Genomic DNA, 19,748 nt, shown 5'->3' with positions numbered 1-19,748 from the left:
TTGTCCGGGCATGGAGCTGAGAATGCGCGAGGGCCATCAGGGGACGGGACCGGGAGCGATCACGCCGGACGGCTGCGCGGTGGAGTTGTACGCGCGGCTGCCCGTGGGGAGCGAGCCGGACGTCATCGCCGCGGCCGTGCCCGCGGGCGCGCACATCCTGGAGCTGGGCTGCGGTGTGGGCCGCGTGACCCGTCCGCTGCTGGAGCGCGGCTTCACCGTCACGGCGGTGGACGAGTCACCGGACATGCTGGAGCGGGTGCGCGGGGCGCGGACCATATGCAGCCCCATCGAGCGTCTGGACGTGGGGGAGACCTTCGACGCCGTGGTGCTCGCGTCGTTCCTGGTGCACACGGGCGACCCCGAGGTACGGCGCGGGCTGCTCCGCACCTGCGCACGGCATGTCGCGGAGGGCGGCTGCGTACTGATCCAGAGGGAGGGCGGCGATTACCACATCAATGTGCCGCGCGAGCGGATGGACCCGGCGGGTTTCACGGTGCGGATCCTGTCGGCCGAGCCGGTCGGGGACGGGGTGAACGCGGTCCGCGCGGAGTACGTGTTCCCGGACGCGACCTGGACCCAGACCTTCAGGTCCCGGCCGCTGTCCGAGGAGGAGTTCGAGGAGGCGCTGGCGGAGGCGGGCCTGAGGGTGGACAGGTGTCTGACCGAGGACGGGACGTGGGTGCGGGCGGTTCCGGAGGTGCCGAAGGAGCGTCCTTGACGGAGCCCGGACAGCGATGAGTTCCGGGGCGCGGACCGGTCTACCCCTGCGAAAGCACGACAGCCGTTGCTCATCGCCGCACACAGGGAGACCCACATGTCCGAGCGCACCACGCCCATCGCACCCACCACGTCCGTCCCGGCGTCCGTCGCCACCCGGACGCCCGCCTCCGGCCGGCGCGCCGCCCGTGTCGCGCTGCGGGGCGTGCAGGTGCTGCTCGGACTGTTCTTCGTGTTCGCCAGCGCGTTGCCCAAGCTCATCGCGCATCCGTCGGCGGTCGAGATCTTCGACGAGATGGGCTGGGGCAGCGCGGGCATGTACGGCATCGGGGTGCTGGAGCTGGCCGGGGGAGTGGCGCTGCTGATCCCGGTGCTCCAGTCGGTGTCGGCGGTGGCGCTGAGCGCGCTGATGGTGGGGGCGTTCATCGTGCAGCTGACCGCCTTCGACGGGCAGAACGCGGCGACCCCGATCGTCCTGATCGTTCCGCTGGCGGTCATCGCCTGGGCCCGTCGGGACCACAACGCGCGGCTGCTGCGGCTGGTGCGGCGGCAGGCGTGACGGGCCCGACCGTCCGGATCGCGGCGCGACCGGACTGCGACGCGCCTGGACCGGCGTCACCGTCCCATGGGACGGCTCCCGGTGCTCGGGCCGCCTCAGGAACCACCCGGACCGCCCAGGTCCCGCAGGCGTTCCAGCTCGCGGCGGTCGCGCTTGGTCGGGCGGCCGGTGCCGCGGTCGCGGATGCCGATCGGGGCGACGGCCTCGCGAGGCGGGGGCGGCGGGGAGTTGTCGACGTAGCACTGGACGGCGATGGGAGCGCCCACGCGCTTGCGGATCAGCCGCTTGACGACGACGATCCGCTCGCGGCCCTCGTGCCGCAGCCGCACCTCGTCACCGACGCGCACCGCGTGGGCGGGCTTCACCCGCTCCCCGTTCACCCGGACATGTCCGCCCCGGCACGCGGTGGCGCCGACGGAGCGGGTCTTGACCAGCCGGACGGCCCAGATCCAGCTGTCGATCCGCACGTTCTCCCCGCTCGCCGGCCCGGCCGCCTCGGCGGCGGCGACGGCGGCGGCGGTCTTCGGATCCACGTCTCGGTCGTCCTGCGAAGCCATGCATCCGACCTTAGCGGCCCGACCGCTCCCGACCGGAGGTGATTACCGTGGAGCCATGGACAGCAGCAGCCTCGCCGCCCTCGACGAGCGGATCGCCGGCTGCCGGGCCTGCCCGCGGCTGGTCGCCTGGCGCGAGGAAGTGGCCCGCACCAAGCGGGCCGCGTTCGCCGACTGGACGTACTGGGGCCGTCCGGTACCGGGCTACGGACCGGCGGACGCCCGCCTGCTGATCGTCGGACTGGCCCCGGCGGCGCACGGCGGCAACCGCACCGGCCGCATGTTCACCGGCGACCGCTCCGGCGACGTGCTGTACGAGGCGTTGTACGAGCTGGGCCTGGCCTCCCAGCCCACCTCCACGTCCGCCGACGACGGACTGGAGCTGTACGGGGTACGCGTCACCTCCCCCGTGCACTGCGCGCCCCCCGCCAACAAACCCACCCCCGGCGAACGCGACACCTGCCGCCCCTGGCTGGTCCAGGAACTGACGCTGCTGCGCCCCACCCTCCGCGCCGCGGTCCTCCTGGGCGCCTTCGGCTGGCAGGCGGCCCTCCCGGCCTTCACCGAAGCCGGCTGGCCCGTACCCCGCCCCCGCCCGCCCTTCGCCCACGGCACCCGGGTGTCCCTCGACGGCCTCGACCTCTTCGGCTGCTTCCACGTCAGCCAGCGCAACACGTTCACTGGCAGACTCACCCCCAGCATGCTCCGGGACGTCCTGCGGACGGCGGCCCAAGTGGCAGGGCTTCCGGTGGGGTAGTCCCCTGTCACCTGGGGAAATGAGACGACGCGGCCGCCGTACGCCCGTTACGGTGCCCCGATGGGCCTGTATCCGGAGATCGAACCGTACGACCAGGGCATGCTCGACGTCGGCGACGGCAACCGCGTGTACTGGGAGGTCTGCGGCAACCCCCGTGGCAAGCCGGCGGTGATGCTGCACGGCGGGCCGGGTTCCGGGTATACGCCGGGCCACCGGCGCTACTGCGACCCGGCCGCGTACCGGATCGTGCTGCTCGACCAGCGTGGCTGCGGCCGTTCCACGCCGCACGCGAGCGTGTACGGCACCGACATGAGCGTCAACACGACCGAGCACCTGATGGCCGACCTGGAGCTGCTGCGGCGGCACCTGGGCGTCGGGCGGTGGCTGGTGTGGGGCGCTTCGTGGGGATCGGTGCTGGCGCTGCGTTACGCGCAGACGCGTCCCGGCGTGGTCTCCGAGCTGGTGCTGACGGGGATCGCGACCGGCTCCAACCCCGAGGTGACCCTGCTGACCCACGGCCTGGGGAGGGTCTTCCCCGAGGCCTTCGAGCGGTTCCTCGCCGAGCTGCCCGAGCCGGACCGCGCCGGAAACCTCGCGGCCGCCTTCAACCGGCTGATCGAGTCGCCCGACCCGGCGGTGCGCGAGCGGGCCGCGCGCGCCTGGACCGACTGGGAGACGGCGACCGTCCCCGCTCCGCCCCGCTCCGTCGAGCGCTACGAGGACCCCGCGTTCCGCATGGGCTTCGCCCGTACGGTCACGCACTACTTCGGCAACGACCACTTCCTCGGCGAGGGCAACGACGAGGGCGTGGTGCTGGGCGACGCCCACCGGCTCAAGGGCGTCCCCGGCACCCTCGTCCAGGGCAGCCTCGACTTCGGCAACCTCCTCGGCACCCCCTGGCGCCTCCACGGGGCCTGGCCGGACAGCGAGTTGACCGTCGTGGACGAGGCCGGTCACGACTCGGGAGCACCGGGCGTGGTGGAGGCCCTGGTGGCCGCGACGGACAAGTACGCCCGGGGCTAGACGGCCCGGCCCGGTCTCACGGCCGCCACACGTACCGTACGTCCGGCTCCCGCTCCTCGTTCCCGCCGCCGTCGGTGTACTCGGCGGCCACGAAGCCGTGGCGCTCGTAGAAGCGGTGGGCGGGCCGGTTGACCTGGAAGGTCCACAGGGAAAGGCCCCGCGGCCTGCGCTCCTTGGCGAGGGCGACGAAACGGTCGCCGAGGCCGCGTCCACGCCAGTCCGGGTCGAGGTACAACTGCTCCAGCATGTCGTCGTCGAGCACCATGACCCCCACGACGCCGCTGTCACCGCCGGCCTCGGCGACCCAGGTCTCCTGCCGCGGCACCACCACGTCCCGGAACCAGGCGCGCACCGCGTCGTCGGAGTGCGGCCTCACAACGCCCGGCAGCGCGGCGGCGAAGGACCGCAGCCACACGTCGGCGGCGTCCCGCGCATCCGCCCCACCGGCCCGCCGCAGCACGACACCGTTCGCCGTACTCGCGTCCCGTGCGCCTTCTTCCGCCTCCGGCACCACCGCCGTCGCCGTGATCTCCACGAGCTGCCCCGTGTACCCGAGGCAGGCGACCCCGATCAGCGTCGACGCGTGCGGTCCCGTGCTGAGTCCGGACGCCTCGACGACCTCCCAGACGGCGGAGAGCACGGCGGGCTCGCTGCTGACGACGTACACGTCGGTCACCAGGACATGCGCCAAGTCGCTGCCGACTTCGCGCAGTTGCTCGGTGAGATTGGCGATCACCTGCTCGGCCTGGCGCACGGGATCCCCCGCACCGATCAGTTCCCCCCGGGCATCCAGGGGCACGGATCCGGCCAGGAACGCCAGCCTCGTCCCGGTCTCGACGACGCAGGCGTGGGAGTAGGTGGGGGGCGCGAAGAGGCTGGGGACGGTGACACGACGGATCACGGCGAGCTCCTGGACGGGGACGGACACGGGCAACTTCCCGATCATGCGCGGCCGCCCTCTGCGGCGCAGCCGAATTAGTGGTCGGGACCGCGGCCACACGAATTGGCGGTCAGGACCGCGGCCACCGTGAGGAACCGCCCCGGTTTCAGGCCCTCGCCGCAGGCCGCAAGCGGAAATTCGCTGGCGCCGCGGTGCTGGTCGGAGTAGTCAGAGACGGTGACGCGTGACTCCTCGTTCCTCGACACCACCGCCGAGTTCCTCGACACCACCGCCGACCGCCTCGCCGCCCTTCCCGGAGTCCGCGCGGTGGCTCTCGGTGGCTCTCGTGCTCAGGGCACCCACCGGCCCGACAGCGACTGGGACCTGGCCGTCTACTACCGCGGCGGCTTCGACCCCGCCGATCTGCGGGCCGTCGGCTGGGAGGGCGAGGTGTCCGAGATCGGCGGATGGGGCGGGGGTGTGTTCAACGGGGGCGCCTGGCTGACCATCGGCGGTCGGCGTGTCGACGTGCACTACCGCGACCTGGACGTGGTGGAGCACGAGTGCGCGGAAGCGGAGGAAGGGCGGTTCCGCGTGGAGCCGCTGCTGTTCCATCTCGCGGGAATCCCCAGCTATCTGGTCGTCGCTGAGCTCGCCGTCAACCGGGTGCTGCGCGGCGAGCTGCCCCGCCCCGCCGCCTACCCGCCCGCCCTTCGACGTTCGGCGCCCGGACACTGGTACGGACGGGCCACTGCCACCCTGGCCTACGCGAAGTCCGGACACGCCCCGAAAGGCGACCTCACCCAGGTCGCCGGTGCGATCGCCCTCGCCGCGACCCAGACCGCCCACGCGGTACTGGCCGCGCGGGGGGAGTGGACCACCAACGACAAGGGGTTGACCGGCCGCGCGGGCCTGCGTGCGGTCGACGACATCGTGGCGGGACTCGAACCGGGACCCGGGACCCTGACCGCCGCCCTCACGGACGCCGAAGCCCTGTTCGGCGGCTGCATGCCGAAGGTGTGAAAAGGGAGGCCTGACACGTGAGCCGCAAGGGCCCCTGGCCGGCTGTGATGCCGGCCAGGGGCCCTTCACACGATCAAGTAGCCGTCAGCCGTCAGCCGTCCGACTCCGGCGACGGGATGTACGCGCCCGGCACGTCCTCCGGCGCGAAGATCTTCTTCTCGCCGGGGTACGGCTTGCTCCACCCGTGCGTCTCGTACCAGGTGAAGTGGTTCATCTGGGCGGGGTTCGCGAAGTCGGGCTTGGCGTTCGGACCGGTCAGCCGCTGCTTCGACTTCCAGTTGTCCCACTTCGCCGCGACCGCCTGCTGGTCCGCCGGCACCGTCGCCGGCGCCACGGCCGCTGCCTTGGGGTTCTGCGGCGCCGGGGTGTCCAGACCGCAGGAAGGCGCGGTCTTCACACCATCGGTGAGCGGGGTCCGGTTGGGCAGAGTGGTGAACGGCGTGAAGTCCGGCCGCTCGGTGAACGCCCCACGCATCGGGCTGGCCGCGCTGTCCTTCTGGTTCATCGGGTGGATCCCGAGGATCTGCTCGATGGTGCGGATCATCATGATCTGCGAGTAGTAGCGGCTGTCGACGGTGCCGTGCTGGGCCCAGGGGCTGATGATCTGGATCGGGGCCCGGTGGCCGTCGACGTGGTCGAGGCCGGCCTGGGAGTCGTCCTCGACAACGAAGATCGCCGAGTCCTTCCAGTACTTGCTGTGCGAGATCGTGTCGACGATCTTGCCGACCGCGAGGTCGTTGTCCGCGACCTGAGCGGCTGCGCTCGCCGGACCGCCGGTGTGGTCGCTGGAGAGCCAGAACATGTTCAGGTTCGCCGGCCCGTTCTTCTCGAAGTCACGCTTCCAGATCTGGGCCCGGTAGACGTCCGGGACACTGAGGTCGTACTTCGGGAAGCCGGGCACCGACACGTCGTTGAGCGACGGGATCGGGGAGGACGACTTCAGGGTGTAGGCGGTGTCCTGACCGGTCGCCTCCATGTTCTTGCTGTCGCAGTACAGGTTCTGCCAGGTCGCGTCCGCCGGCTTGGTCAGGAACTGGTGGAACTCGCCGAAGTTTCGTACGGTCTTGCCCGCCGCCTGCGCACCGCTCCAGAGGAAGCCGGTCCGCTGGTGGCCGAGAGCGTCGTCCTCGGTGTCGTAGCTGCGCACGTACTCACCGGCCGAGGACTCGGTGTACTCCGGGTTGTCGGCCTGCATCAGCCAGTTGTGACCCTCGGCCGAGTTGGTGCCGATGTCGTACGTGTTGTCGTACAGCCCGAACTGCTTGGCCAGCGCGTGCTGGTTCGGCGTCACGTTCTCGCCGAACTGCGTCAGCGACGGGTCGCCGTTGCCCTGCGGGATGTCGCCGAAGACCTGGTCGTAGGTCCGGTTCTCCTTGACGATCATGAAGACGTGCTTGATCGTCGAGGGGTCGCCGAGCTTCGTCGGGACCGGCACCGGGGTCCGGCCCAGGCCCTTGCCCTGGGCCGGCTTGACCGAGCCGTTGGTCCAGCCGTTCCGCTTGAAGATCTTGGCCGTCTCGGACTTGATGACGTGGTCGTCCGGCAGCGTGAACCGCTGCACGCTCGACGTCGTGTCGTGGGTGCCGTGCCCGGCGCTGTTGGTGGGGCGGCGGGCGTCGATACCACGGGTGTTGGAGACCACTACCTCGTTGTCGACGGTGGCGATCTCCGCGGGGACGTAGTCCGTCGGGAGCAGTCCGACATAGCTGACCGGTTCCTGCGGGGACGTGTACCGGTAGACGGCGACCGCGTTGGCGCCGCCGAGCGTCACCAGCAGATGACCGTCGTCGGTGAGCGTCACCGCGTTGGGGTGGTAGCCCACCGACGCCTCCGGCCACGGCTGGGTGGCGATGGTCTGCACGACCTTGTTGCGGCGCGTGTCGATGACCGACACGTCGTTGGTGGCGGTGTTGGTGACGAACACCGCCCCCTTCTTGGCGTACACGGCGGTCGGGTGCAGACCGACGTCGATGCTCCCGACGGCGGCAGACGGGTTTGCCAGGTCGATGACGCTGACCGTGCCCGTGGTCGTGGCACCGGTCTTCGGGTCGGCCGGCACCTGGGTGCCGTACGAGTTGATCGTGGTGTCGCCGGGCTTCGCCGGACGCCCGCCCTCGTTGCTGACGTAGAGCTTGGTACCGACCTGGACCATGCCACGCGGGGCGTTGCCCACGGCCCAGCTCTGCTCGATGGCCCCGGTCGCCGCGTTGATGGCGACCACCCGGTTCTGGCCGTTGACCGCGGAATACACGGTGGAGCCGTCGGCCGAGAACACCGCCGCACCCACCAGCGCGCGCTTGGACCCGTCCGCCGGGATCTTGACGGACGTCGGGTTGGCGACGCTGCCGTCCGGGTTCACGGTGAACCGGGTGTAGCCGTCGGCCTGGCCCAGCCACAGCTGCGAACCGTCGGGCGAGTACGTGGGGCCTTCCTGGCCCACGTCGTTGCCGCTGATGCGCAGATTCGCCGACGCGTTGTTGCCGACGAGCTGCTGCACCTTCCAGTCCTTCAGGTCCACGATGGCGAGCGCCATTCCACCGTCGGTGACCGAGGCCGCGACGTGGCTGCCGTCCGGGCTGACCGAGGACGACATGATCTTGCCGTTGTCGATGACGAGGCGGTCGCCGTACGGGGCGATGTACTGGTCACTGGAGACGACCAGGCCCTGGTCGGTCATCTGGCCGACCTGCTGGGTGCCGAACTGGTGCGTCTCGGCGAAAGCGGTACCGGAGACGACCAGCGCGGCCGTGGCGATGCACGCCGTCACCAGAGAGGTCCGGCGGTTGAAATGTCTGCCGAGCAGGCCGACCTGCTTCGTCTCGACATGCCGGCGGCGCCGGGTTACCTGCATGGATCATCCCTTCGGAGTGGTCTTGAGCAGCTCGACATTGCCGTCGAACTGCCAGAGCGGGTTCGGTGTGTCCCCGGTCGGGGTCCGCACCAGGAAGTAGCCGTTCACTTCCTTCGGTCCGTCGCCGTCGGCCACGAACCGGCCGTCCGCGGTGACGTCGAGCTGGTAGACGGCCGTCCCCGGGGCCTCGACGCCGGGGAGATGCCAGGTGACGACGCAGCGCCAGTCGTTGCCCGGCCCCTGCGCGGCGAGCCGGCCGCCGCCCTTGTCGCACGCCGCCGTGACCCGCAGCCGCGCCTCGGTGACCTCCGGGCGGTTGAGCTGCTCGGTCTGTATGCGGTAGAGGTGCGCGAACGCCGTGGCGACCGACCGCTGCACCTTGTCCTGCTCGACTCCGGAGCCCGTCGACGGCGTCGCCACGGCGACGACCGCGACCGTGAGGGCGGTCAGCCCGGCCAGCGGCAGGAGCCCGGTGGTGATCGCGCGGCGCCCGGAGCCGTCGTAGGCGGGGTTGGTGAAGTCGCGCCGCAGGAAGAGCAGATACGCCAGGGCCGTGGCGGCCACCGTCCACACCAGGGCGACCACGATGCCGATCAGGAGCGGGCCGAGCTGCGCCGGGCTGGTGAACAGGCCGTTCCAGGCGATGAAGGCGTAGCCGGGCAGGGCGAGGCGCACGGCGACGGGCAGTGGCAGCATCTGGGCGAGTTGCATCGCGAGCGCGGCGAGCGCGGGCAGCAGCAGCCCCATCGGGGACCGGCCCAGCGCGACGGACCCGAGAAGTCCGATCGCGGCGAGGGCCAGGGTGGGGGCGAGTACGCAGAGCCAGGCGAGGAGGACCTTGCCGGCGGCGTCCGCCGGCGTCAGCAGATGGCCGTCGAGGCCGACCAGCGGCTGGTTGCCGACCGCGAGGACGCCGCCGACGGTGCTGGAACAGGCCAGTCCGGCCACGAGCAGCAGGATGACGGTGAGGCCCGCCAGCGCCTTCGCCGCGAAGATCCGCCGGGGCGAACGGACCGCCACGAGCAGGTGGCGCCAGGTGCCGAGCCGGTCCTCGGCGGCGAACACGTCGCCGGCGACCACCGAGGTCAGCATCGGGAGCGCCCAGGTGCCCGCGAAACCGAGCATCACCAGCGGTCCGGCCCATCCGGTGGCGTGCATCCAGCGGCCGAAGAGGGTGTCGGAGGGGAGCGTGCTCTGCAGGCTCACCGCGGCGACGAAGAGCCCTGGCACGATCCAGCAGGCGAGGACCAGCAGGCGAATCCGCCACTGCGAGACCAGCTTGACCAGTTCGAAGCGGTAGGCGCGGGTCACCGGGACGCGGCGGGCACCGGTGGCCTGCTCGTGCGTGGCGGTCGCGGTCATCGGTCCGCCTCCTGCTGCTCGGTCAGGGCGAGGAACGCGGCCTCCAACGGCGACACCACGGCGGCGAGTTCGCGCAACGCGATGCCCCCGCCCACGAGCCGCGCCACCAGTTCGTCGAGAGCGGGCACCGGCGCGCGCACGACGAGCGTCTCGGCGCCGTACCGTGTCCCGGCGCCGTCGACGACGCGGATCCCGGCCGTGCCGGCGGCCATCCGGCGCGCGGTCCGGGGATCGGAGGTGAGCAGCCGGTAGTCGAGTTCACGGTTCTCGGCGGCGAGCTTGCTCAGCGGGCCGGAGAAGACGACCCGGCCGGTGGCCAGGATGGTGACCTCGGAGCACAGCGCCTCCAGGTCCTCCATGCGGTGGCTCGACAGCACGACACAGGTCCCGTCCGCCGCGAGCCGGGTGAGGACACCGTGCACGTGCTTCTTGCCTGCCGCGTCGAGGCCGTTGGCGGGTTCGTCGAGCACGAGCAGCCGGGGTTTCGTGAGCAGGGCCGCGGCGAGTCCCAGCCGCTGACGCATCCCGAGGGAGAAGCCGCGGGCCGGGTCGTGGGCGACATCGGTGAGCCCGACCTGGTCGAGCACGTCGTCGATCCCCGCCGTCCGCGCGTCGAGGCCGCGCAGAGCGGCCAGCGCGGCGAGGTTCTGCCGTGCGGTGAGCGAGGGGTAGAGGCCGGGCCCGTCCACGAACCCGGCGACACCGTCGGGAGCGGCCGGCGCCCGCCCGACCGGCGTCCCCAGGATCTCGAGGGACCCGCTGTCGGCGACGGCCAGGCCCAGCAGCAGGCCGAGCAGTGTCGTCTTGCCGGCGCCGTTCGGTCCGACCAAGCCGTGGATCTTTCCCCGCTCCACGGTCAGATCGACGCCGTCGAGCGCGACGACATCGCCGAAACACTTGGTCGTCCCGCTCGCCCGGATCGCGAGGAGTGTGTCCATGAGTCCCTTCCTTCGCAGGCCTCAAGGACCGTAGGGACGGCACACGACCCGTGCGGGGACCGCGAGTTGAACGCTCATGGAACGGAATGCAGAGATCGTGCCCACGACAACGCCCGCACAGTCGGCACGTACGGTGTCCACTTGGGGCCCGCACGGCATGCCGGTCATACGGGGCAGGCGCACTCCGCCCATACGGTCTTGCCGGGACCGGCCGGTCGGGGAACCACACCCCAGTCGTCCGACAGCGCCTCGACGAGCAGCAGTCCGCGGCCCGACTCCCCGTCAGGACACGGCTCCTCGCGCGTCGGCAGTCGCTCGGTGCGGGTGTCCGTGACCTCGACGCGCAGGGTGCCCCGGCTCTCCGTGAGCCGGAGATGGAAGTCCCGGCCGGGGACATGACCGTGCCGGACGGCGTTCGCGGTCAGTTCCGCCGTGACCAGCGTGGCGGTCTCGTTCACGGACGAGGTGTACGGGTGCCCCCACTCGTTCAGCCGGTGCGCCACCAGCCGGCGGGCCAGCCGCGCCCCTCTCGGCGTCGACGTGAACCGCATCGCGAACTCGCGCACCGCCGCCGGGTCCCGCGGCGTACGCCTTTGTGGGGAAGTCGCTGATTCCATGGGGTACACGTTCGCTGCCTGTACGTAACGTCGGCCAGGAGTGACGCTGCCACCGGCACCGGCTGTACGCCGCCGGCACGCGGCTGTACGCGCGTGAGGCGTGACCGGCCCCCCGCGCGGCGCGTTGGTCCCGCCAGCGGTCGTGGCGCGGGTTCGGTGTTCGGCGAGAGCGGTACGTACGGGAGGTGCCGGGCGTGGAGGAAACGCAGGCGGAGGACGAGCGGGAGCGCGAGAACGAGCCCGGTTCGGGGATCCTGCACATCTTCGGACGGCAGTTGAAGCTGTGCCGTGAACGGGCGGGACTCGACCGGTCCGAGTTCGGCGGCCGGGTCGGATACTCGGCCTCGACGATCGCCTCCTTCGAGCAGGGGAGGCGGATCCCGCCGCCGAAGTTCATCGACCAGGCCGACGACCTGCTGAACGCCGGTGGGGTGTTGAAGGCGGGGAAGGAAGGGGTGGCGCGGGCGCAGTATCCGGCGTTCTTCCGGGATGCGGCCAGGTTGGAGGCCGACGCGGTCGTCCTGCATGTGTACGCCAACCAGGTCGTGCCCGGGCTGTTGCAGACGGACGAGTACGCACGAGCGGTGTTCACCATGCGCCGTCCGTTGCTGGCAGAAGAGATCATCGAGCAGCGTGTCGCCGCTCGACTGGCCCGGCAGGAGATCTTCTGCCGAACGCCGATGCCGATCATCAGCTTTGTCATCGAGGAGTCGGTACTGCACAGGCCACTGGGTGGTTCGACCGTCATGCGAGGTCAGCTGGAGCAGCTTCTTCTGCGGGGGGACAAGCGGAACGTGGAGATCCAGGTCATGCCGACCGTGCGAGAGGAGCACGCTGGATTGGCCGGTCCGTTCACCTTGATCGAAACCAGGGATGGGCGGAGGATCGCGTACGTGGAGGCGTACAAGGACAGCCGCCTCTACGCGGAGCGCGAATCGGTCCGGGAGCTTGAAGAGCAGTACGGGCTTCTTCGTGCCGCTGCGCTCAGTCCGCGTGAATCGCTGGCCCTCATTGAGAAGTTGCTGGGAGAGACATGAACGCTGTACCCGAGTCGGCCTGGGTCAAGAGCAGCTACAGCAGCGGCGAAGGCGGCGAGTGCGTCGAGGTCGCCTCCTGGTCGGGCGCCACGCACGTGCGCGACTCGAAGGACAAGGCCGGTCCTGCGGTGATCGTCGAGCCGGAGGCCTGGGCCGAATTCGTCGGGTTCGCTGCTCGGAACTGAACGTGGCGGTGCCCCGTGACCCTCGCCTCGGGTCACGGGGCACCGGCGTGTCCGCGCGGCGCAAGGGTGAACACGGGGTGTACGCGGATCGGCGCGGATGGTGCTCGTACCGCCCGGAAATGTGAAGTGGGACGCACCCTTGGTGGTGAACTGATGTCACGTACGTCTCAGTAGGGTCACCAGGAGAGGCGTTCGCCCCCTGCAAGGCGTTTAAATCTGCAAGTACAGCATTGAACGTGGAGGTGCAGGGTGAACGGGCGAACGGTGCTCGAACGCTTTCCCGCCGGCGGTCCGCGCGGGTCGTGGCCGGCGGAGGAGTTCGCGCATGCGCGGCGTCTGGAAGGCCTGCCCGCCGAGGTTGTCATGGACCTCGCGACAGACACGTTCCTGGTGATCGTCCGGGGCGGGGAGTCCGGCGGTGGCGCCAAGGCGTGACCCGGCGGCCGGCGACCGGATCAGTCCGGTCGGTTACGCGCTGACGGTGCGGGACCAGGCCGGTGCCGTCCCGGTGATCCGGCACAGGGCCAGATAGAGGGGGATCGGCGGGGTGTAGGGGATCGTGCCCGCCGGGCGGTGCATGAGCATGGGCGCCGTCGGCGAGGCGGGGAGCGTCGCGCCCGGGGAGTAGTGGGCCGGGGCGGGCCAGCGCAGGGCGTAGTCGGAGTCCGCGGGGACGATCCACCACCAGTGCGCTCGGTCGGCGAAGACGCAGCCCACGCGGGGCAGCCGGGGCATGAGCTGCGGACCGAGGCGGGCGGGGATCGCGACCGCGTCGCAGCCCAGGGGGACGGTCATGCCCTCGGGTACGGACAGCCGCCGGGGTGCGCCGTGGGTGCGACGACCGCGCCCCAGGCGTACGAGCGTGTCCAGGTTGAGCGACTGACCGGAGCCGCCCAAGGAGCCGGCGCCGGTCACAGCCATGCGGTCCCCGTTCCGTGATGTGCCTGCCGATGCGTCTGCCGGTGCGCCTGGCCGTGAGCCTGCGCTCCGTTCTTGTCGTCCGTGTCGCGGGCAGGGGCCGGCTTGGGGCGGGCGCCCCAGCCCAGGTCGCTCCGGGCGGGAGCGGAACGGCGCGGCAGCTCCGCCCACACCACCAGGCCGGTGCCCTGCTCCAGGGCTCCCCAGGCCAGGCACATGGCGTCGACGAGGAGCAGTCCCCTTCCGTGCTCCTCCTCGGGCTGCCGCGGCGACGGCTGCGGCTCACCCGGCGCGCACCCCTCGTCCCGCACGGCTATGCGCACCAACTCGTCCTCGTCCTGCAGCTCGCACACGATCTGCCTGCTGGCGGTGTGCACGATGGCATTGGTGACCAGCTCGGAGACGACCAGGGCCGCCGCGTCGCAGGTGTCCTCGCACACGGACCAGCCGGTCAGGCGGGTCCGGGTCAGGCGCCTGGCCCGCGCGGGGGAACCGGGATGCGCGGCCAGCTCGAAACGGAACCGACGCTCGGCAACGGCCCCGCCGGGGCCCGCTCCCGTACTCACGCCGCGGCTCAGCGGGATCGCGGCGGCGTCTGTTCCTAAGGGCGGAGACGGAATCACGCTTGCCACTATCGCCCCGCCGTGAACACTTGGCAAGTGGCACTCTGAAAAATGCAGAGTGTTGGTGACGCGCTCAGGGGCCATGGCACACTGCTCGCAACAGCACGTCGAGCGGCGCCAGTTGAGACCGCCGGGTCCACCGGATTTTCGAACGGGTCTTCGAGCGGTTGCCGAGGGCTGTGCGGGATTCATGACGGGAACCTCCTGAATCCTCACGTCCGTCCTTACAGTTCGGTCCTGGGTCAGTGGAGGTGGAGTGTGAGTGAGCCGCGGTCCGCGCCGACAGTCGGGCAGGTCGTGCTCGGCCGGCGCCTGTTGGACCTGCGGGAGAGCGCGGGGCTCAAGCGCGAGGAGGCCGCCCGCATCCTGCACGTGGCCCCCGCCACCGTGCGCCGGATGGAGATGGCCGAGGTCGCCCTCAAAATCCCGTACCTCCAGCTGCTGCTGAAGGCGTACGGCGTCTCCGACGAGGAGGCCGAGGCCTTCATGCGGCTGGCCGAGGACGCCAACCAGCCGGGCTGGTGGCAGCGGTTCCACGACATCCTGCCGGGCTGGTTCTCGATGTACGTCAGCCTGGAGGGTGCCGCCGCCCTCATCCGGTCCTACGAGCCGCACTTCGTCCCCGGACTGCTCCAGACCGAGGACTACGCGCGCGGAGTGCTCAAGTCCGGCGCCGTCGGCCAGACCAGCCCCGAGGACATAGAGCGCCATGTCGCGCTGCGCATGCAACGCCAGGATCTGCTCACCCGTCCGGACGCCCCCAGGATCTGGGTGGTGATGGACGAGACGGCGCTGCGCCGGCAGGTCGGCGACTCCGAGGTGATGCGTGCTCAGATCGACAGGCTGCTGGAAGCCGCGAAACTGCCCAACGTGACGTTGCAGGTCGCCCCGTTCTCCGCGGGGCCGCACGCCGGCACGTACGGGCCCTTCGTGCTGTTCCGATTCGCCATGCCCGAACTGCCGGACATGGTCTACAGCGAGTACCTGACCGGCGCGGTCTACCTGGACGCGCGTCAGGAGGTGGCGAGCCACCTCGAGGTCATGGACCGCATGGCGGCGCAGGCCGCTACTGCACATCGCACGAAGGAGATCCTCCGGGATTTCCGCAAGGAGCTGTGAATGGAACGCATCACGTCCCAGCCCAAGCCGCGGCTGCGCCGCGGGATCTACAACGGCATGCCCGCCGGTGAACTCGGCAGCGAGGGCTGGCACAAGCCGTGGAGCGGGGGCAACGGAGGCAACTGCCTGGAGGCCATGAAGCTGGACGACGGCCGGATCGCGGTCCGTCAGTCCACCGATCCGGACGGACCGGCCCTCATCTACACGACCGACGAGATGACGGCGTTCATCGAGGGCGCGAAGGCCGGAGAGGCGGACTTCCTGCTGACTTGAACGACCCTGTCTGTTGGCTAACTCAACTCCCTAATCTTGGTACTGACTTGATCATGATCATTGCTCATTCCAGACGCTTACGAGGTGCCGTATGACCGAGATCGACACCAGCAAGCCGCACCCCGCGCGGATGTACGACTGGTACCTCGGCGGCAAGGACAACTACCCGGTCGACGAGGAACTGGGCCGGCAGATGCTGGCACTCGAACCGCGGGTGCCGGTGATGGCCAAGGTCAACCGCGCGTTCATGCACCGGGCGACGCGGTGGCTGGCCGGCCAGGGCGTACGGCAGTTCCTGGACATCGGCACGGGCATACCCACCGAGCCGAACCTGCACCAGGTCGCCCAGTCGATCGCGCCCGACGCGCGTGTCGTCTACTGCGACAACGATCCGATCGTGCTGGCCCACGCGGCGGCCCTGCTGCGCAGCGCGCCGGGTGGCATCACCGAGTACGTGCAGGCCGACGTCCGTGACCCGGCCACGATCCTGGAGGGCGCCGGGAAGGTCCTGGACTTCGGCCAACCCGTGGCCCTGTCCCTGGTGGCGCTGCTCCACTTCATCACCGACGAGGACGGCGCCCACGACCTGGTCGCGCGTCTGCTCGCCGAACTGCCCTCCGGCAGCTACCTGATGATGACCCACGCCACCTCGGACTTCACCCCGGAGGAGTCGGCGGCGGCCACGGCCAGACTGAAGGCGGGAGGCGTCACCCTCGCCCTCCGCACCCGCGAGGAGTTCACCCGCTTCTTCGACGGCCTGGAACTCGTCGAACCCGGCGTAGAGGTCGTCCACAAGTGGCACCCGGAACTGGGCGAACCGGTTCCGGGCCAGGACGACGGAGTCATCCCGGGTTACGGGGCGGTGGCCCGGAAGCCGTGACGGAGTGATGTCCGCGGCGCCCCGCCGGTCAGGCGGGGCGCTGTCGGTCAGGGTGGGACGCTGTCGGTCAGGGTGGGACGCCGTCGGCATCACACCCGCATCGGACGGTCGTACGGGCCGATCGGGGACGGGAGGCTCCAGACGCCCGTCAGGTGGTGGTCCACGGCCGCCGCGACCGCGCGGCCCTCGGCGATGGCCCAGACGATCAGCGACTGGCCGCGGGCGGCGTCCCCGGCGGCGAACACGCCCGGGACGTTGGTCGCGAAGGCGGGGTCGCGGGCGATCGTGCCACGCGGGGTGAGCCGCAGGCCCAACTGGTCGATGAGGCCGTCCTCCTGGGACGGGCCGGAGAAACCCAGTGCGAGCAGCACCAGATCGGCCGGGAGCGTGCGTTCGGTGCCCGGCAGGGGGCGCCGTGCCGCGTCCACCTCGGTCAGGTGCAGCTCGTGGACATGCCCGTCGGCGTCACCGGCGAAGCGGAGCGTGGACGCGGCGAACAGCCGCGCGTCGGCGTCCGCGACCGGCGCCGTGCCCAGGTCGCCCGCCTCCTGGTGCGCGGGCGACAGCCGGTAGATCTTCGGGTAGGTCGGCCACGGCTCGAGGTCCTCGTCGCGCTCCGCGCCCGGCTGGGCGTAGATGTCCAGCTGGGTCACGGACGCGGCGCCCTGCCGCACCGCCGTGCCCAGGCAGTCGGCTCCCGTGTCCCCGCCGCCGACGATCACGACGTGCCGGCCGGCCGCGGACACCGGTGAGTTCTCCACGTCGCCCTCACCCACCCGGTTGGCCAGCGGCAGGTACTCCATCGCCTGGTGGATTCCGGCCAACTCCCTCCCTGGTACCGGTAGTTCACGCCAGGCCGTGGCGCCCGTGGCGATCACCACGGCGTCGTAGCGCGCCCGCAGCTCCCCGGCCCCGACGTCCCGCCCGACCTCCGTCGACGTACGGAACTTCGTCCCCTCGGCCAGCATCTGCTCCAACCGCCGCTCCAGGTGGTGCTTCTCCATCTTGAACGCGGGAATGCCGTACCGCATCAGTCCGCCGAGCCGGTCGTCCCGTTCGTACAGGGCGACCGTGTGTCCCGCGCGCGTCAGCTGCTGGGCCGCGGCGAGCCCGGTCGGCCCCGACCCGACCACCGCGACGGTCCGCCCGGACAGCCGGTCCGGCGGGCGCGGCGGGGCGAACCCCTCCTCCCAGGCCCGATCGGCGATCGCGCACTCGACGTTCTTGATGGTGACCGCCGGCTGGTTGATCGCCAGCACACACCCCGCCTCGCACGGCGCCGGGCACAACCGCCCCGTGAACTCGGGGAAGTTGTTCGTCGCGTGCAACCGGTCGGCGGCCGCCCGCCAGTCCTCCCGGGACACCAGGTCGTTCCACTCGGGGATCAGATTGCCCAGCGGGCAGGCCTCGTGGCAGAACGGCACCCCGCAGTCCATGCAGCGGTCGGCCTGCTTACTGATGATCGGAAGCAGCCCGCCCGGCACGTACACCTCGTGCCAGTCCCGCACCCGCTCCTCGACCGGCCTGCGGGGCCACTCCTGGCGGGGTGTGGTCATGAAACCCTTGGGATCGGCCATGGCCGTCCCCCTTGCCTCGGGCACCACCTCTTCCGGCCACGATACGACCGCCGGGCCCCAGGTGCAGAGCCCGCTATGCCCGTCGTGAGGGGCACGCGGAGCCCGGCATGTCCGTGCTGCGGGGTGTGTGTGTCTGGGCTTGTCCGTGGTGCGGGTGGTGTGTGTGTCTGGGCTTGTCCGTGGTGCGGGTGGTGTGTGTGTCTGGGCTTGTCCGTGGTGCGGGTGGTGTGTGTGGCGTGGCTTGTCCGTGGTGCGGGTGGCGGGGCCTGCCAGAGGTGCGGGGCGCACGTGGCTCGGCTTGTCCGTGGTGCGGGGCGCGGAGCCGGGTTTGTCCGTGGAGCGGTATGTGCGGAGCCGCCGGCTCGGGCGGGTGCTCTACGCGCTCGGGTTCTGCTCCCGCCAGGCCCGCAGCACCGAGTCCACGTCGGCCCTGATCCGCTGTCGGGCCTCGGGCCGTGCCACCCCGCTCATCAGCAGTCGGTCGTAGGGCGTGTCCAGGTGGCGTACGGAGGCCGCGACCGCCGAGGTGACCGCGGTCTCGGACAGAGCGCGCCCCGACGCGCTGCGGCCGACCCGTCCGCTGCCGCGCAGGGAGGTGTGCCCGGCGATGGCCCGCGCGCGGTCCGGCGGGCAGGCGGGAAAGAGCCGCAGGATCTCCGCCGCGAACGCGTCCGCGAACCGTATGTCCTCGGCCGCCCGCAGCCGTGCGTCGCGCGCGCGGCGACGGCGTCGCGCCTCGGCGTCCGCCAGGCACCGCAGCTCCGCGCGCGCGAGCGCCGCCTCCTCGACGAGGACGCCCTGCCGTTCGTACCGGCTTCTGCGCCGGTTGAACCGCACCACCACCGCCGACAGCGCGCTCTCCTCCCGCGACCGGCGCGTCAGCGCGGTGTCGCCGCGCGGCAGGAAGACCAGGTGCCCGAGGTCGGCGCAGTCCAGGCACCGCGGCACCCCCTCCTCCAGTACGAGCAGCGGCAGCGGGCCGCGCCGGCACGCGGCACACCGCTTGCGCCGCAGCGGCTGGAGGACGAGGAGGCCGTCGGACGGCCGGGGGACCGGGAGCGCGGCCATACGCGGGGCCATACGACGTACATTCCCGGGCGCGTACCCGGACGCTCCTCCCGCCGCACCCCGCTTCCGCCCTGACGCATCATGGGCCGTGTGCGTCTTCAAGCGATCACCTGGGAACGGCTCGGCGACCTCCTCGCCGAGCGCCTGCTCGACCTGAAGCCCGCCGACGGCAGCCCCTGGCCGCGCATCGCCTTCGACGGTGCCCCCGCCGCCCTCCCGGGCGACCTGGCGCACCGCGTCGCCGAGGCGTTGCGGCCGCTCGGCCGTTCCGCGCTGGTCGTGGATACAGAAGGCTTCCTGCGCCCGGCCTCCCTCCGGCTGGAACACGGCCACCGGGACGAGGAGTCCTACTACAACGGCTGGCTCGACACCGGCGCCCTGTGGCGCGAGGTCTTCGGCCCGCTCGAACCCGGCGGTGACGGACGCGTCCTGCCCGACCTGCGGGACCCGGTCACCGACCGCGCCACCCGCAGCGCCTACGTCCAGCTCCCGCCCGGCGCCCTGTTGTTGCTGCACGGCCCCCTCCTGCTGCGTCACTGGTTCCCCTTCGACCTGACCGTCCACGTCCTCCTCTCCCCGGGCGCCCTGCGCCGCCGTACTCCGGAGGCCGAACACTGGACGCTGCCCGCCTTCGAGCGCTACGACGCCGAGACCGACCCGGCCCGCACCGCCGATGTCCTGGTACGCGCCGACGACCCCCGGCACCCGGCCTGGAACGGCTGAGCCCCGGCGCCCCCTGGTCACCCAGCTGTCGGCCCGTGCGGCACCCGCTCCGGCGGCCGGTCCC

The 19,748-nt window shown here is 71.3% G+C and carries 22 protein-coding genes and 1 pseudogene; 12 read left to right on the top strand and 11 right to left on the bottom strand.

All coding sequences use genetic code 11. The annotated features are described in order from the left end of the window. The first annotated feature begins 22 nt into the window (after positions 1-22). Both ACIQMV_RS02575 and ACIQMV_RS02570 read left to right on the top strand, forming a co-directional pair. Positions 23-718 carry a class I SAM-dependent methyltransferase gene (locus tag ACIQMV_RS02575; RefSeq protein ID WP_402590555.1) on the top strand — a complete coding sequence of 232 codons (696 nt, stop codon included), beginning with the start codon at positions 23-25 and terminating at the stop codon, positions 716-718. 96 nt (positions 719-814) lie between these two features. Further along, positions 815-1,276, top strand: coding sequence for a DoxX family protein (locus ACIQMV_RS02570; protein WP_402590553.1), 462 nt, complete (start codon positions 815-817; stop codon positions 1,274-1,276). 95 nt (positions 1,277-1,371) lie between these two features. Here the strand turns inward: ACIQMV_RS02570 and ACIQMV_RS02565 are convergent, their stop codons facing one another. Further along, complete coding sequence (locus ACIQMV_RS02565) at positions 1,372-1,833, bottom strand: RNA-binding S4 domain-containing protein (protein ID WP_402590551.1); 462 nt, start codon at positions 1,831-1,833, stop codon at positions 1,372-1,374. A 55-nt stretch (positions 1,834-1,888) separates the two neighbouring features. Here ACIQMV_RS02565 and ACIQMV_RS02560 point away from each other — a divergent pair, with 55 nt between their 5' ends. Then, positions 1,889-2,587, top strand: coding sequence for a uracil-DNA glycosylase (locus tag ACIQMV_RS02560; RefSeq protein ID WP_402590549.1), 699 nt, complete (start codon positions 1,889-1,891; stop codon positions 2,585-2,587). 60 nt (positions 2,588-2,647) lie between these two features. After that, positions 2,648-3,610, top strand: a complete 963-nt coding sequence (pip, locus tag ACIQMV_RS02555; RefSeq protein WP_402590547.1) for a prolyl aminopeptidase — start codon at positions 2,648-2,650, stop codon at positions 3,608-3,610. Positions 3,611-3,626: 16 nt separating this feature from the next. Here the strand turns inward: pip and ACIQMV_RS02550 are convergent, their stop codons facing one another. Both ACIQMV_RS02550 and ACIQMV_RS02545 read right to left on the bottom strand, forming a co-directional pair. Continuing rightward, positions 3,627-4,121 (bottom strand): GNAT family N-acetyltransferase, encoded by a 495-nt coding sequence (locus ACIQMV_RS02550; protein ID WP_402590971.1) that lies wholly within the window; start codon positions 4,119-4,121, stop codon positions 3,627-3,629. A 57-nt stretch (positions 4,122-4,178) separates the two neighbouring features. After that, positions 4,179-4,556, bottom strand: a pseudogene (locus ACIQMV_RS02545) (RidA family protein); the annotation flags it as partial. A gap of 171 nt (positions 4,557-4,727) precedes the next feature. Here ACIQMV_RS02545 and ACIQMV_RS02540 point away from each other — a divergent pair. After that, positions 4,728-5,513 carry a nucleotidyltransferase family protein gene (locus ACIQMV_RS02540; RefSeq protein WP_402590545.1) on the top strand — a complete coding sequence of 262 codons (786 nt, stop codon included), beginning with the start codon at positions 4,728-4,730 and terminating at the stop codon, positions 5,511-5,513. Between the two features lie 91 nt (positions 5,514-5,604). Here the strand turns inward: ACIQMV_RS02540 and ACIQMV_RS02535 are convergent, their stop codons facing one another. From ACIQMV_RS02535 to ACIQMV_RS02520, 4 genes are all read right to left on the bottom strand, one after another. Next, positions 5,605-8,364, bottom strand: a complete 2,760-nt coding sequence (locus ACIQMV_RS02535; protein ID WP_402590543.1) for an alkaline phosphatase family protein — start codon at positions 8,362-8,364, stop codon at positions 5,605-5,607. Positions 8,365-8,367: 3 nt separating this feature from the next. Then, positions 8,368-9,726: an ABC transporter permease gene (locus tag ACIQMV_RS02530; protein WP_402590541.1), complete on the bottom strand. Its 1,359-nt coding sequence runs from the start codon at positions 9,724-9,726 to the stop codon at positions 8,368-8,370. Further along, positions 9,723-10,664, bottom strand: coding sequence for an ABC transporter ATP-binding protein (locus ACIQMV_RS02525; RefSeq protein WP_402590539.1), 942 nt, complete (start codon positions 10,662-10,664; stop codon positions 9,723-9,725). Before ACIQMV_RS02525 ends, ACIQMV_RS02530 begins: the two co-directional genes overlap by 4 nt. A 164-nt stretch (positions 10,665-10,828) precedes the next feature. Continuing rightward, entirely contained in the window at positions 10,829-11,281 is a 453-nt protein-coding gene (locus ACIQMV_RS02520) for an ATP-binding protein (protein ID WP_402590537.1), read from the bottom strand. A 194-nt stretch (positions 11,282-11,475) separates the two neighbouring features. Here ACIQMV_RS02520 and ACIQMV_RS02515 point away from each other — a divergent pair, with 194 nt between their 5' ends. The 3 genes from ACIQMV_RS02515 to ACIQMV_RS02505 all read left to right on the top strand — a co-directional run bounded on the left by ACIQMV_RS02515 (position 11,476) and on the right by ACIQMV_RS02505 (position 12,938). Then, positions 11,476-12,318, top strand: a complete 843-nt coding sequence (locus ACIQMV_RS02515) for a helix-turn-helix domain-containing protein (protein WP_402590535.1) — start codon at positions 11,476-11,478, stop codon at positions 12,316-12,318. Further along, entirely contained in the window at positions 12,315-12,503 is a 189-nt protein-coding gene (locus ACIQMV_RS02510) for a DUF397 domain-containing protein (protein WP_402590533.1), read from the top strand. The genes ACIQMV_RS02515 and ACIQMV_RS02510 overlap by 4 nt, the downstream gene beginning before the upstream one ends. Before the next feature lie 249 nt (positions 12,504-12,752). Then, complete coding sequence (locus ACIQMV_RS02505) at positions 12,753-12,938, top strand: hypothetical protein (protein ID WP_141361935.1); 186 nt, start codon at positions 12,753-12,755, stop codon at positions 12,936-12,938. 33 nt (positions 12,939-12,971) lie between these two features. Here ACIQMV_RS02505 and ACIQMV_RS02500 read toward each other — a convergent pair whose 3' ends face one another. Next, positions 12,972-13,424, bottom strand: a complete 453-nt coding sequence (locus tag ACIQMV_RS02500; RefSeq protein WP_141361937.1) for a hypothetical protein — start codon at positions 13,422-13,424, stop codon at positions 12,972-12,974. Next, the gene (locus ACIQMV_RS02495) at positions 13,415-14,053 is read right to left on the bottom strand and encodes an ATP-binding protein (protein WP_402590531.1); all 639 of its coding nucleotides are present in this window, start codon (positions 14,051-14,053) and stop codon (positions 13,415-13,417) included. Before ACIQMV_RS02495 ends, ACIQMV_RS02500 begins: the two co-directional genes overlap by 10 nt. 249 nt (positions 14,054-14,302) lie before the next feature. Between ACIQMV_RS02495 and ACIQMV_RS02490 the strand changes: the two genes are divergently transcribed. The 3 genes from ACIQMV_RS02490 (at position 14,303) to ACIQMV_RS02480 (ending at position 16,316) form a co-directional block, all read left to right on the top strand. Continuing rightward, positions 14,303-15,163 carry a helix-turn-helix domain-containing protein gene (locus tag ACIQMV_RS02490; RefSeq protein WP_401774087.1) on the top strand — a complete coding sequence of 287 codons (861 nt, stop codon included), beginning with the start codon at positions 14,303-14,305 and terminating at the stop codon, positions 15,161-15,163. Then, entirely contained in the window at positions 15,164-15,436 is a 273-nt protein-coding gene (locus ACIQMV_RS02485; protein WP_141361951.1) for a DUF397 domain-containing protein, read from the top strand. A 91-nt stretch (positions 15,437-15,527) separates the two neighbouring features. Further along, positions 15,528-16,316, top strand: coding sequence for an SAM-dependent methyltransferase (locus tag ACIQMV_RS02480; RefSeq protein ID WP_141361953.1), 789 nt, complete (start codon positions 15,528-15,530; stop codon positions 16,314-16,316). A gap of 89 nt (positions 16,317-16,405) precedes the next feature. Here the strand turns inward: ACIQMV_RS02480 and ACIQMV_RS02475 are convergent, their stop codons facing one another. Both ACIQMV_RS02475 and ACIQMV_RS02470 read right to left on the bottom strand, forming a co-directional pair. Next, positions 16,406-17,893 carry a glutamate synthase subunit beta gene (locus tag ACIQMV_RS02475; RefSeq protein WP_402590528.1) on the bottom strand — a complete coding sequence of 496 codons (1,488 nt, stop codon included), beginning with the start codon at positions 17,891-17,893 and terminating at the stop codon, positions 16,406-16,408. A 375-nt stretch (positions 17,894-18,268) separates the two neighbouring features. Beyond that, positions 18,269-18,961 carry a DUF2293 domain-containing protein gene (locus tag ACIQMV_RS02470; RefSeq protein WP_402590526.1) on the bottom strand — a complete coding sequence of 231 codons (693 nt, stop codon included), beginning with the start codon at positions 18,959-18,961 and terminating at the stop codon, positions 18,269-18,271. A gap of 81 nt (positions 18,962-19,042) precedes the next feature. Here ACIQMV_RS02470 and ACIQMV_RS02465 point away from each other — a divergent pair, with 81 nt between their 5' ends. Beyond that, positions 19,043-19,684, top strand: coding sequence for a uridine kinase (locus tag ACIQMV_RS02465; RefSeq protein WP_172633001.1), 642 nt, complete (start codon positions 19,043-19,045; stop codon positions 19,682-19,684). Positions 19,685-19,748 lie beyond the last annotated feature (64 nt).

It is taken from the genome of Streptomyces sp. NPDC091412 (assembly GCF_044756885.1).
Lineage (GTDB): Bacteria > Actinomycetota > Actinomycetes > Streptomycetales > Streptomycetaceae > Streptomyces.
Note: the sequence above shows the minus strand (reverse complement) of the source record. Positions and strands in the feature narration are given on the sequence as shown.